This is a genomic window from Aerococcaceae bacterium DSM 111021, from assembly GCA_020112395.1.
Lineage (GTDB): Bacteria > Bacillota > Bacilli > Lactobacillales > Aerococcaceae > Ruoffia.
This window is the reverse complement of record JACCEK010000002.1, coordinates 146,519-159,439: the sequence shown is the minus strand read 5'-3', so window position 1 is coordinate 159,439 and position 12,921 is coordinate 146,519. Positions and strand designations below refer to the sequence as shown.

At 39.0% G+C, this 12,921-nt stretch carries 11 protein-coding genes; 8 read left to right on the top strand and 3 right to left on the bottom strand.

The window, feature by feature from the left end; genetic code table 11:
- Nucleotides 1-35: 35 nt before the first annotated feature.
- Nucleotides 36-479 (top strand): hypothetical protein, encoded by a 444-nt coding sequence (locus HYQ40_06935; GenBank protein MBZ6527511.1) that lies wholly within the window; start codon nucleotides 36-38, stop codon nucleotides 477-479.
- A 24-nt stretch (nucleotides 480-503) separates the two neighbouring features.
- Here HYQ40_06935 and HYQ40_06930 read toward each other — a convergent pair whose 3' ends face one another.
- The 3 genes from HYQ40_06930 to HYQ40_06920 form a co-directional block, all read right to left on the bottom strand.
- Nucleotides 504-737, bottom strand: a complete 234-nt coding sequence (locus HYQ40_06930) for a cation transporter (GenBank protein MBZ6527510.1) — start codon at nucleotides 735-737, stop codon at nucleotides 504-506.
- A gap of 91 nt (nucleotides 738-828) precedes the next feature.
- A complete protein-coding gene (locus HYQ40_06925; GenBank protein MBZ6527509.1) occupies nucleotides 829-1,122 on the bottom strand; it encodes an iron-sulfur cluster repair di-iron protein, ric in 294 nt (97 codons plus the stop codon).
- Between the two features lie 16 nt (nucleotides 1,123-1,138).
- On the bottom strand, nucleotides 1,139-3,040 hold the full coding sequence (locus tag HYQ40_06920) for a heavy metal translocating P-type ATPase (GenBank protein MBZ6527508.1): 1,902 nt from the start codon (nucleotides 3,038-3,040) through the stop codon (nucleotides 1,139-1,141).
- Nucleotides 3,041-3,285: 245 nt separating this feature from the next.
- On the opposite strand from HYQ40_06920, the gene HYQ40_06915 reads away from it, so the two are divergent.
- The 7 genes from HYQ40_06915 to HYQ40_06885 all read left to right on the top strand — a co-directional run bounded on the left by HYQ40_06915 (nucleotide 3,286) and on the right by HYQ40_06885 (nucleotide 12,534).
- Nucleotides 3,286-3,903, top strand: a complete 618-nt coding sequence (locus HYQ40_06915) for a Crp/Fnr family transcriptional regulator (GenBank protein MBZ6527507.1) — start codon at nucleotides 3,286-3,288, stop codon at nucleotides 3,901-3,903.
- 104 nt (nucleotides 3,904-4,007) lie between these two features.
- On the top strand, nucleotides 4,008-5,852 hold the full coding sequence (locus HYQ40_06910) for a heavy metal translocating P-type ATPase (protein ID MBZ6527506.1): 1,845 nt from the start codon (nucleotides 4,008-4,010) through the stop codon (nucleotides 5,850-5,852).
- Nucleotides 5,853-6,458: 606 nt separating this feature from the next.
- Nucleotides 6,459-7,190, top strand: coding sequence for a MurR/RpiR family transcriptional regulator (locus HYQ40_06905; GenBank protein ID MBZ6527505.1), 732 nt, complete (start codon nucleotides 6,459-6,461; stop codon nucleotides 7,188-7,190).
- Nucleotides 7,191-7,324: 134 nt separating this feature from the next.
- A complete protein-coding gene (locus HYQ40_06900) occupies nucleotides 7,325-8,920 on the top strand; it encodes a PTS transporter subunit EIIC (protein ID MBZ6527504.1) in 1,596 nt (531 codons plus the stop codon).
- 26 nt (nucleotides 8,921-8,946) lie between these two features.
- Nucleotides 8,947-10,272, top strand: coding sequence for a 6-phospho-alpha-glucosidase (locus tag HYQ40_06895; GenBank protein MBZ6527503.1), 1,326 nt, complete (start codon nucleotides 8,947-8,949; stop codon nucleotides 10,270-10,272).
- Nucleotides 10,273-10,282: 10 nt separating this feature from the next.
- Complete coding sequence (locus HYQ40_06890; protein ID MBZ6527502.1) at nucleotides 10,283-11,176, top strand: NADP-dependent phosphogluconate dehydrogenase; 894 nt, start codon at nucleotides 10,283-10,285, stop codon at nucleotides 11,174-11,176.
- Entirely contained in the window at nucleotides 11,173-12,534 is a 1,362-nt protein-coding gene (locus tag HYQ40_06885) for a hypothetical protein (GenBank protein ID MBZ6527501.1), read from the top strand. The genes HYQ40_06890 and HYQ40_06885 overlap by 4 nt, the downstream gene beginning before the upstream one ends.
- Nucleotides 12,535-12,921 lie beyond the last annotated feature (387 nt).

The following is a 12,921-nucleotide window of genomic DNA, read 5'->3' as shown; positions in this document are numbered from 1 at the left end:
AATAAAAAAAGAGTAGCCATGTTTGTTAAACAAGCATGGTTATTTTTTATGATGAAAGTTATCCGAACTCGGGAAGAATGGGTGTCGATAAGTCTCGAGTTATCCGAACTCGGGAAGAATGGGGTGTCGATAAGTCTCGAGTTATGCGAACTCGGGAAGAATGGGGTGTCGATAAGTCTCGAGTTATGCGAACTCGGGAAGAATGGGGTGTCGATAAGTCTCGAGTTATGCGAACTCGGGAAGAATGGGGTGTCGATAAGTCTCGAGTTATTCAAACTCGGGAAGAATGGGGTGTCGATAAGTCTCGAGTTATGCGAACTCGGGAAGAATGGGGTGTCGATAAGTCGCAAGTTGGCCCAACTCACGCCAAACGGGTATGCGATAAGTCGCAAGTTGGCCCAACTCACGCCAAATGGAGCGCCGTTTGGCCTAAGTCACCACCCAAATCAACTACATACAAAAAAGCATCTGGAATCTAACTTTCCGGATGCTTTTCTTATGCCTTAAGCTACTTTAACTTTTGACTTAACAACAGGGTAACCCATGTCTTGAATTGCTTTTTCGATATCTTCAATTGCAAGTACGTTTTCATCAAACTGAACTTTAACTTTGCTTGAGTTGAATAGAACTTTGATGCTGTCTTGATCAACACCGTTCAATGATTTAACGGCACCTTCGATTTTTTGCATACATGATGGACATGAAAGAGTTTCTAAAGTAATAATTCCTTGTGACATATTATATTCTCCTTTTCTTTTGCTTGTTACTCGACTTTATATATATAGTTTAACGAATAATGAGTGACTTGTAATTGATGGCAATCAAGTTTTAAGATAGATAGATTGAATTCGCTTCTTTTAACATATTATAGACAGCCGCAAAAGTTTCGCAGACGTCCCCAGGGATTGTGTAGTTGTCTGTAATTTCACGAAGTTCAGTGAATTCTGAATTTAAATCCGGTTGATTTGGCTTCGCAGCGTCGGTTTTTTCTTTTAAATCAACGTACATGTCGCGAACATCAAAGGCTTCAGGATGATTTTTTCCATGAGCGCGTGTGATGGCTGTTGTGTATAAGTCTAATTTCTCTGCATGTGTATCGATATATTGAGTGAACGTATTCATTTTTATACCTCTTTCTTTAATTGGTTGATTCAACTATTTGTTTACTTGTTACGACTTGGCTTGTTGTTTGTTTAATTCTGTATCTTAATAACCGCATCCCATTGAAAATAACGACTAGAATACTCGCTTCGTGGACTAACATTCCAATTGACATATTCATCCAGTCACTCAAGAATAGACTTGTGACTAGGACGGCAACGACGCCAATAGCGATGATAATATTTTGCTTCATATTACGAGCAGTTGCACGTGTTAAACCTAAAGCGTGTGGCAGGCGGCTGAAGTCAGAGTTCATTAGGACAACATCCGAAGTTTCAATCGCAACGTCTGTTCCACTTCCCATAGCAATTCCGATATTAGCTAAGGCAAGTGACGGGCTATCGTTGACACCATCTCCGACGAAAGCAACGATTTGACCTTGTTCTTGTAGCTTCTTGATAAAGGCTGATTTATCTTCAGGTAACATATGACCGTGTGCTTGAGTTAAACCAAGTTGTTTCGCTACTAAATCAACGGTACCTTGGTTGTCACCAGATAACATCACTAAGTTTTTTACGCCGAAGTCTTTGAGTTTTTGTAGATCTTGTTTGACGCCGGGACGGATTTGGTCACGAATTCCCATGATATATTTCACAACGCCATCAACAGCTGTAATCACAATTGAATTCCCATTTCTCTCAAGACGATTAATATCTGCTTGCATCTTGTCAGTTAAAGTAATCTGTTGTTTCACCATTAAAGCTGGGTTTCCGACTGCGACACGTTTTTGGTCTATGTGAGCGACAATCCCGCCACCTTTAACAACGTCAGTTTGGTCAACAGGTAGGAATGACACTGAGCCAATATCATTTAAAATCGCTTTAGCTAGCGGATGATCTGATTCGTTCTCAACACTTGCTAAGTAACTCAGGGTTAAATTATCGTCATCTGCGTAGCTTATTTGTTCAGCTACTTCTGGGTTTCCAATCGTTAGTGTTCCCGTTTTATCAAAGACAATTGTATCAACGCGACTAAAGTCGTGAATAACTTCACTCCCTTTGAGTAAAATTCCGTTACGTGCACCGTTCCCGATACCAGCAACGTTTGACACAGGTACACCGATGACTAAGGCACCTGGACAACCAAGCACTAGAATCGTGATGGCTAGTTCAACATTTTGTGAGAAAATCCAAACGACAAACGCCAGGAGTAATACAATGGGTGTGTAGTATTTTGAGAAGCGGTCAATAAAGCGCTCAGCTTCAGACTTAGAGTCTTGGGCTTCTTCCACCAGTTCGATAATTTTACCGAAAGTTGTATCTTCTCCAACTTTATCTGCGCGGATTTGTAGTGTCCCATTTTCTAAAATCGTTCCGGCAAAGACTTCTGAATCCAGTTGTTTTGTAACAGGAACAGCTTCACCAGTAATACTTGCTTCATTAATATGTCCTTCTCCACTTAATACGGTCCCATCAACGGGAATTTTTGCTCCAGTCTTAACGAGTAGAGTGTCGCCTTCATCGACTTCATCCACATCAACCATCTCAAACTCGCCGCTGTCTGTTAAAAGTAACGCACTCTCTGGCGCCATATTTGTTAATTCTTTAATTGCAGAACGCGTTTGATTTAAAGTTCTTTGTTCTAGATATGATCCGAATAGGAATAGAAAAGTTACAATCGCTGACTCTTCAAAATTTTGGATTAAGAAAGCTCCAACAACTGCAATCGTAACGAGCACATCAATACTAACGACTTTTACCTTCAAGGCTTGATAGGCCTGTATAGCAATCGGTAGAACACCAAGAATCGAAGCAATAATGAAAGTAACATTGAATAACATCACATTATTCAAGACAAAGTGACTAAAGAAACCAATCGCAATGAATATCCCACTTAACAAAGTGATCATCTTTTTCTGACTCAAAATATATCTTTGCATGTTTATTTACCTCCAAGTAATATTTGTTTGCTTTACAAATACTAGTATAGAGGGAGTGGCATTATTAAGAATTGACCAACGTCAAGATTTCAAAAAGAATTTGGTGGTATACTATCTATAAAGAAAAGAGTATATATAGGAGGAATTAATTTATGAGTCAACATCATCATCACCATCATGAACCAGGAAACCATGCAGCCTGTATTCGCCTAGTGCCGATTTTTAATCATTTAGAAGGTGAGGCTATGGATAAAATAGCGGAGCGAGCGACGACAAAAGAGTTTAAACGAAGTGATTACTTATTCCGAGCGCAAGAAAAAGATGATACATTATATATAGTCAATAGAGGTAAAGTCCGAATCTTTCTATTATCGGATTCAGGAAAAGAACAACTGATTCGGATTCTGCACCCCGGTGATTTTATGGGAGAGTGGACTATCTTTAACCCAGGCGGCGTCCACGAAGCCTATGCACAAGCAACCCAAGATACTGTTGTTTGTACGATTCACCAAGACGACATCCAAGCGTTCTTAACAGACTATCCAACCATTACGATGAAATTGCTCGTAGAAATGTCACAAAGACTTGAAAGTTCTGAAAGACAAACAGCTAAAGTGGCCGAAGACCAAGTGGGTACCCGACTGACGATGTTTTTAGCTGAAAATGTTGCGGGACAAGATCCTGAACAAGTGATTGACCTAGAGATGACGCGAAAAGATATTGCTTCATACTTAGGAACAACGCCTGAAACCATCAGTCGAAAATTTAAGGAACTTGAAGAAGCAGGTTTGATTCAACAAATGACCCCCAAAAAAATAAAAATATATGATTTAGACGACTTATTACTCTACAGCGAGTCGTAAAAATTATAGAACATTACCCCTTATTCCCATGGAATAGGGGGTAGTTTGGTGTATAATATCATTAAGGTATAAAAAATATATATAACTAAAAGGATGGGATGATAATGGTTAATTACATGTTAAAACACCGTGAAGGCCAGTTTCTGATGATTGGGACGGTGTTTTTACTTCTGGGGTTTATTTCATTCGCTAATCTTTTCCTAAGTCGCACATTCTTCTATATCGCGATTTTTTTCCTAGGCTTCTTTGCGACTAAGGATGCGATTATCGAAACGTTGAGAGAGCGCTCGCCCAATGTCGATTTGTTAATGGTCATGGCAGCTGTGGGTGCCATGCTTATCGGCTACGAATCAGAAGGTGCGATGTTACTATTCATCTTCGCTGGGGCTGAAGTTTTAGAAGACTTTGCGATGAATAAATCAACCAAAGCCATCGAAGAGCTCATGGGACAAGTACCTGATACAGCCCATTTATTAAAAGAAAACGGTGACGTCGTAGAAGTAGCCACGTCAGAATTGACGGTCGGTCAAGTTGTTGTGGTAGCCAAAGGGGATCAAGTGCCGATTGATGGAATTCTTGACCGGACAACGCTTGTCAACGAAGCCGCACTCACAGGTGAGTCGCTTCCCGTTGAAAAAAATAAAGACGACGAGGTTTTTGCTGGGACAATTAATGAAGGTAATTCTTTCTATCTAACAGTCAATAAAACCAGTCAAGAAACTGTTTTCTCGAATATTGTCCGGATGGTAGAAGAAGCCCAAAGCCGTCCTTCTCAGATTTCGCGAGTCATTGACCGCCTTGAAGCAAAATATGTGATAGGTGTCTTGACTGCCGTGCCTCTATTTATTATTGCATTAATGTTTATAACTTCAATGAGTTTTCAAGAGGCATTTTATCGTGGGATGGTTTTATTAACCGTTGCGAGCCCTTGTGCTCTAGTCGCATCGGCGACGCCAGCTACCTTGTCTGCCATTAGTAATGGAGCTAAGAATGGGATTCTGTTCAAAGGTGGGGCAGCTATGGAAGCATTGAGTACGATGGATGTCCTGCTTTCTGATAAAACGGGGACGCTAACTGTCGGTGAATTCAAAGTGGTAGATTTTCAAGTGTCAGAGGACGTTTTGAAAGAAGTTGTTTTTATGGAACAAACTTCCAGTCACCCGATCGCTGAAGCAATCAGTTCTTCCTTTAGTGAATTGAGTTTAAAGTCTGTTGATCAAACCGAAAGTGTTGAAGAAATCATTGCAGTCGGAATGCGTAAAGGCGATATTATTGTCGGGAAGCCGTCTTATTTTGAACAATATAATGATCCGCAGGCATTTAAAAACCTTGAAACAAAAGGTTATACCGTGATTTTTATAGGTCAAGCGAACGAATTGATTGGATACTTTTTCTTAGCTGACCAAGTTCGCGAGGAGGCAAAATATGCGGTTCAAAGTTTTCAAAACCAAGACGTCGATGTTCAACTCATTACCGGAGATAATGCAGAGGTGGCGAAGTTGGTGTCTAATGAAGTAGGGATTGAGATTTATCAAGCCTCTTGCTTACCTGAAGACAAGATTAACTATGTTCAAACAGAGCAAGCTGCCGGACATGTTGTCGGTGTGATTGGCGATGGGATTAATGATGCGCCCGCTCTAGCAAGTGCTGATATTGGAATTGCGATGGGTTCTGGATCATCCGTTGCTATGGAATCAGCTGATGTTGTTATTGTGAAAAATAATCTAGCCAAGTTATTCTATAGTTACCAACTGAGTGAGAAATTAAATCGGATTATTAAACAAAATATAGCCTTCTCAGTTTCAGTTATTGTTATCTTAGTCTTTTTGAATATTATTGGATGGCTTGATTTACCAATGGGCGTCGTCTTCCATGAAGGATCAACCATCTTAGTGATTCTTAATGGCCTGCGTTTATTGGCGGAGAAAGATCTTGATGAAGTTAGATAGGAGAAGAGAGTAGACCACAGTCGGATGGCTGTGGTTTTTTAATAGGTATTTATGCCTAACTCACCTAATAAAATTGAATAAAACGAGGAAATGTGAATAGCGGCCACTATGAATGTAAATAGAGTCCGGTAATGTGAATAGCGGCCACTATGAATGTAAATAGAGTCCGGTAATGCCGTTAGCGGCCACTATGAATGTAAATAGAGTCCGGTAATGCGAATAGCGGCCACTATGAATGTAAATAGAGTCCGGTAATGCGAATAGCGGCCACTATGAATGTAAATAGAGTCCGGTACTGCCGTTAGCGGCCACTATGAATGTAAATAGAGTCTGCTAATGCTGTTAGCGGCCACTATGAATGTAAATAGAGTCCGGTAATGCTGTTAGCGGCCACTATGAATGTAAATAGAGTCCGGTAATACGGATAGCGGCCACTATGAATGTAAATAGAGTCCGGTAATGCTGTTAGCGGCCACTATGAATGTAAATAGTGTCTACTAATTAATATTAAATTTAACTTTTGGCACGTTCACTAATTAGATGTATAATAAAGACGATTGAATTGAACGGAAACACAAACTATTTCATTGTAGAAAGGGTGTCACAATGAAAGATAATTATTATACAACGAACAAAATGTTTACTGATATTGAAAATACTGTGCTTAAGTATATCGATAATAATCAGACTTTGTTAAAAGACATGACGATTCAAAAGTTAGCGGATGAGACGTTTACTTCGAAGTCGACAATTTTTAGATTAGCTAAGAAACTCGGATTCGATGGGTTTACAGATATGATTTATCACTTGAGTCGTCAGCAAACCAAGACAGATGACGGCGAAGTTGATGCTTATGTTGGTAACTTATCGATGAGTATTCAGAAAATATTTATACAAAATGAAGTGAATTTACTAGCCTTTATCGAGCGGACAAAAAAAGATGACCGCTCACTTTACATTATTGGAACAGGCTATTCAGGAATTATCGGAGAGTACTTATATAAGAAAATATTAGGCCAAGGTGAGTTGGTTTATTACTCTAATGGGGCCGATACCAATGCATTATTTCTAAATAATGTGCATCGAATCTCAGATATTATTTGTATTTCCAAAAGTGGAGAAACGGAGCTCGTGAATAGTAAGGCAGAAATTGCAAAAGAAAAAGGTTTAGGTGTTATTTCATTTACACATTCGAATGATAATTCACTCGCAAAACTATCGGATATTGCTTTTACGATTGATGATAATCAGTTTTTAGATCGAAATAATATTAATTCCACACAATTTTATTCGATGTTATTACTCTATTTAGAGTATCTTATTGAAAAGTCTTTCTAGATTATAGAAAAACTTTTCTTTTTTTTGGAAAAAATTTCTAAGAAGCCCCTACCTATGTTCATGAAAGCGTTTTGATGTTAGAGTATATTTACAAAACAAAAGGAGGTTCATGTATGAACAATGGACAAAGTATTATGGATGTCATGCAAAAATTCTCGAAAGCCATGTTTATTCCAGTGTTAATTCTACCGATTGCTGGTTTACTAATTGCGATTGGAAATATATTTACGAATCCAAATTTACTAGAGGTGGTGCCATTTTTAGATAATCCGTATACAGTCGGTTTTGGAACAATTATATCAGGTTCACTTGTAACAATATTACAAAACTTAGGTATTATATTCTGTGTCGGAATTGCGGTTGGTTTAGCTGACAAGAAAAAAGGTGAAGCTGGTTTCACAGCTATGTTAGCTTTCCTTGTTTTTATTAATGCAATGAATAAATTCATGGAATTAAATGGCACGTTAGCTGATCCTGAAGCGTTAAGAGGAACTGGACAAAGTGTTGTTCTAGGTGTTCAAGTTTTAGATATGGGTGTATTCGCCGGAATTTTACTTGGAGTTATCATTGCATATGTATTCAATAAATATGCAGATATTGAATTTAATAACGCCTTTAATATTTATGGTGGAACACGTTTTGCATTTATTATCTTAATTCCAGTTGTTGTTATTTTTGCGATAGTGATGACTTATATCTGGCCATTCTTCCAAAGTGGTATCAATTCACTAGGTGGTTGGATTCAACATGCCGGGAACTTTGGTTTGTTCGTATATGGAGCGCTGGAGAGATTACTTATACCAACAGGTCTACATCACTTAGTTTATACACCATTCTTGTATTCATCACTTGGTGGGACGGAAGTTATTGGAGAAGCGGTATTCGAAGGGTCTCGTAATATTTATTACGCGGAGATGGTTGAACCGTCAATTCGTCAATTATCTGAAAGTGTTATCTGGGATGCGCGTGGTATTTCGAAGATGTTTGGTCTAATCGGAGCGTGTTTAGCAATGTACGTTACTGCAGATCCAGATAAGAAACAACGTGCGAAAGCTATTCTTATTCCGGCAGCCTTTACTTCATTTATCGCTGGAGTTACTGAGCCGATTGAATTTTCATTCATGTTCATCGCACCCATTTTATATGTTGTGCATGCGGCTTTAAGTGGTTTAAGTATGGTTGTATTGAACATATTCAATGTTCGCTCAATTGGTCCTAATGGTTTCATTGATTTTCTATTAATGAATGTGCCTTTAGGGATCGAAAAAACGGGTTGGCCAATGTACATTCTTGTAGGACTCGTGTTCTTCGTTATCTACTTTGTGGTCTTTAGACTTTTAATTAAAGTCATGGACTTGAAAACAATCGGACGCGAGACAGACGGAGCAGACACAAAATTATATTCGAAAAAAGATTACTTAGATAAAAAAGCAAACCTTAGCCATGAAGATGATGTTGACGTTGCGGCTAAAGAACGTGGAAGCATCGGAGTGACTGTGGTTGAGTTGTTAGGTGGAGCCGACAATATCGAATCCGTTACAAATTGTTATTCAAGACTTAGAACCGTATTAAAAGATCCCGAACTTGTTGATCAAGCGGGCTTAAAGAACGAAACTCAAGCGAGTGGTGTTGTTGTCAAAGGGAACAATGTCCAAGTGGTATACGGGGTTCAAGTTGGATCAATTAGAAAATCAGTCGATGAAGTATTAGGCTTCAGTTCAGAAGATTAGTCATTAGGAAAGGACGTCATTAAATTATGAAAAAATTCTCAGTTGTTATTGCAGGAGGCGGAAGTACGTTTACGCCAGGTATTGTTAAGATGTTACTTGAAAATATTGAAAGGTTTCCATTAGAAAGACTATACCTTTATGATAATGATGAAGCGCGTCAGGCGATTTTAGGTGAAGCGATTGAAATCATGTTAAAAGAAGAAGCGCCAGAAATCGAGTTCGCTTATACTACAGATCCAGAGAAAGCCTTCACAGGAATGGATTTTTGTATGGCACACATACGTGTTGGAAAGTATGCAATGCGTGAACAAGATGAAAAGATTCCATTAAAACATGATCTAATTGGACAAGAAACATGTGGACCCGGTGGTATGGCTTACGGTATGCGTAGTATTGGGGGAATGATTGAGTTAATAGACTTAATGGAAGATTATGCTCCAGATTGCTGGATGCTAAACTATTCAAACCCAGCATCAATCGTCGCAGAAGCTTGTCGCGTCTTAAAACCAGAATCTAAAGTATTAAATATCTGTGATATGCCAGTTGGTACGTTACGTCGTATGTCTCAAATCTTAGGTATGACACCGGATGAATTAGAAGTGGATTACTTTGGTTTAAATCACTTTGGTTGGTGGACGTCAATCCGTGGAAAAGACGGAACAGACTATACTGAACAAGTTAAAGCCTATGTAAAAGAAAATGGTTACTTGAACCAAGTAGAGATTGATACGCAACATACGGATCCAAGCTGGCAAGACACACATAAGAAAGCGAGAGATTTATTCGCTGTCGAACCGCGCTTTTTACCAAACACTTACTTACAATATTACTTATTCCCAGACGAAATGGTAGAACATTCTGATCCAGATTTCACTCGGGCTAATGAAGTCATGGCAGGCCGTGAGAAAGATGTATTCGATACTGCCAAGGGGATTATTGCGGCGGGGACTGCTAAAGAGAATGGTTTCCATATTGATAGTCATGCGTCATTTATAGTAGACTTAGCACGAGCTATTGCGTTTAATACACATGAACGAATGATCATGATTGTAGAAAATAATGGGGCGATTGCGAACTTCCCAGATGATGCGATGGTTGAAGTTCCATGTATTATCGGATCAAAAGGACCAGAACCTTTAGCACAAGGAAAGATACCAATGTTCGAACAAGCGTTAATGTTCCAACAAGTATCCTCTGAGAAATTATTAGTAGAAGGCTTTATTGAAGGTAGCTATCAAAAAGTTTGGCAAGCTTATACATTATCTAGAACAATTCCAAGTGCAACAAAAGCACGTGAAGTATTAGATGATTTAATTGTTGCCAATGGAGATTTCTGGCCAGAATTAAACTAAGGTGGTTTTTATGGAAATTACAATAATTGGATTAGGAAAGATGGGCTTATCGCTCGCAAAGCAATTGAATAAGCAAGGTCAGACCATTAACGGATTCGATATGAATCCGTTAATTTCTGATGATTATTCAGATAAACGTTTAAATTATTTGAGTAGTATTGATGAGTTAAGCTTGTTTCAAGATACGAAAAATCTCGTGTTTCTAGTTCTACCATCAGGTGAGCCAACTAAAGCAACGATTCATGAACTTTCAAGACTTTTGAAAAAAGATGATATGATTATTGATTTTTCAAATTCATTCTATAAAGATTCGATTGAAAATTTTGAAGCACTGCGTGATTTAGGTATTAAATACTATGATTGTGGCTTATCAGGTGGGGTTGAAGGGGCAATGTATGGAGCATGTATGATGTTAGGTGGACCGGCTGATACTGATGAAGCCTTGCTTGCATTGTTGGAATCGCTTTGTGTGCCAGATGGTTTTGATTTTTATCCTCAACCAGGTAGTGGACATTACTTGAAGATGGTTCACAACGGGATTGAATACGGGATGATGCAAGCTATTGCTGAAGGGTTAGAGTTATTGAAAGTACAAGGCCAATTTGAATTTGACTTGAGTAAAGTGACGCGTAATTGGAGCCATGGCTCGATCATTGAATCCGCGCTGTTGTCAAATATTCATGAAGAATTGGTTGGGGATAGTGAGTTGAGTCAATTTGGACATAAAGTTCATGCATCGGGAGAAGCAAAATGGATGATTAGTGAAGCCTTGCAGGAAGAAGTTCCTACACCTGTCATTTCACTTTCATTAATGAAGCGAAATGCATCACTGCGCGATGTAGCTTTCTCAAATCAAGTTATATCCGCAATGCGCTATAACTTTGGAGGACACAAAGAATATTGATGAATCATATAGCAAGTATCGATGTAGGAACAACGAATATAAAGATAAACTTGTTTAATGAAGCTCACGAAGTGATTGATACGGTCAAATACCCGCACTTAAAGATTTATAGTACGGATGACATATTTGAAATGAATTTAGATGAGATTTGGGAACATATTCTAGATGGTTTAAACATATTAATTAAACGTCATCAAGTGATCCAATTGGAAATCATTCTTACAACAGCAATGCATAGCGTTCAACTAATGGAAAAAGACTTTTCTTTAGTTGGTTCGATGATTGCTTGGGCTGACAAACGTGGCGCGAAGGCATTACAGGGCATGACAGCGAAACAATTGGAAGACCAATATGAACGAACGGGAACGCCCAATCATAGTATGAATCCTTACTTCAAGCTTATGGATTTACGTGCTTTACTTGAAGAAGATACCTTAGTTGGCTCGTTGAAAGATGTCCTATTCTATCGATTAACAGGGGAGTGGGTGGTTGATTTAAGTAATGCGTCAAGTAGTGGATTATTGAATTTAGATACATTAACTTGGGATAAAGAGTCGCTTGATGCTATTGGGTTGGCAGTAGGACAACTCCCACGCATTGAAGCAGTAAATTATAATGTACCAGCCTTGACTTCACTTTTAGATGTTGAGACCACTGTATCTATAGGGACATCAGATGGGATTTCATCGAATTATGTATTCGGTGATTTACCTAACTCAGCAGTCTTGTCCATCGGGACCAGCCACGCAGTGCGAGTTGTTCACAAGAAGCCTCAATTAAATAACGCGTATCAGAATTTTTCTTATGCGATTGACTCAGAGCATTATTTAATCGGTTTGCCTAGTAATAATGGAGCAGATGTCTTGTCATGGACAAACCGTGTGTTTAACAGTACATTCGAGGAATTGAACGATGTTGCGAGACTTAGGCCACCGACTGAATCCGTATTTGTTCCCTATCTAAATGGAGAGCGCGCGCCGATTTGGAATGAGTTTGCGACAGGAAAACTCTATGATTTAACGCGTGTGAGTACGCGCGAGTCCGTATTATTCTCGGTGATTCTTGGGATGGTATTCAACATCAAGCATAATGTTGAACTACTTGAGGAATTGGTTGAGTTTGAATCGATTGGTCTCGTTGGTGGCGTGACCGAGATGACTGCTGTTTCGCAATTAATTGCGGATGTGCTAGGCTACACGCTATACATTCCTGTCGTTGAAAATGCGGAAACACTTGGAAGTATTGCTGTGGTTAAAGGCATTACGTTCGAGAATGAGTATGAGATTGTGAAGCCGAATGATTCAGTTGATTATAGTGATTTATATGAGAAATATTTAGTAGTCGTTAAAGTTAATTAAAGAGGAGAACCATGTTCGTTGAACGGACATGGTTTTTTGCTGCGAAAAATTGAATAGCGGCCACTATTTTTTTAAATAGAGTCCGGTAATGCCGTTAGCGGCCACTATGAATGTAAGTAGAGTCTGGTAATGCCAATAGCGGCCACTATGAATGTAAATAGAGTCTGCTACTGCTGTTAGCGGCCACTATGAATGTAAATAGAGTCTGCTACTGCTGTTAGCGGCCACTATAACTGTAAATAGAGTCCGGTAATGCCAATAGCGGCCACTATGACTGTAAATAGAGTCCGGTACTGCCGATAGCGGCCACTATGAATGTAAATAGTGGCCGCTACCTCTGGCAATATATCTTAAACTTTGTTATCATGCATGGAACTTATTTTATGT

Bases quoted from the DNA above. Each gene is read 5' to 3' on its own strand.
- HYQ40_06935 (MBZ6527511.1), top strand. From the start codon at position 36: ATGGTTATTTTTTATGATGAAAGTTATCCGAACTCGGGAAGAATGGGT.
- HYQ40_06930 (MBZ6527510.1), bottom strand. From the start codon at position 737: ATGTCACAAGGAATTATTACTTTAGAAACTCTTTCATGTCCATCATGT.
- HYQ40_06925 (MBZ6527509.1), bottom strand. From the start codon at position 1,122: ATGAATACGTTCACTCAATATATCGATACACATGCAGAGAAATTAGAC.
- HYQ40_06920 (MBZ6527508.1), bottom strand. From the start codon at position 3,040: ATGCAAAGATATATTTTGAGTCAGAAAAAGATGATCACTTTGTTAAGT.
- HYQ40_06915 (MBZ6527507.1), top strand. From the start codon at position 3,286: ATGGATAAAATAGCGGAGCGAGCGACGACAAAAGAGTTTAAACGAAGT.
- HYQ40_06910 (MBZ6527506.1), top strand. From the start codon at position 4,008: ATGGTTAATTACATGTTAAAACACCGTGAAGGCCAGTTTCTGATGATT.
- HYQ40_06905 (MBZ6527505.1), top strand. From the start codon at position 6,459: ATGAAAGATAATTATTATACAACGAACAAAATGTTTACTGATATTGAA.
- HYQ40_06900 (MBZ6527504.1), top strand. From the start codon at position 7,325: ATGGATGTCATGCAAAAATTCTCGAAAGCCATGTTTATTCCAGTGTTA.
- HYQ40_06895 (MBZ6527503.1), top strand. From the start codon at position 8,947: ATGAAAAAATTCTCAGTTGTTATTGCAGGAGGCGGAAGTACGTTTACG.
- HYQ40_06890 (MBZ6527502.1), top strand. From the start codon at position 10,283: ATGGAAATTACAATAATTGGATTAGGAAAGATGGGCTTATCGCTCGCA.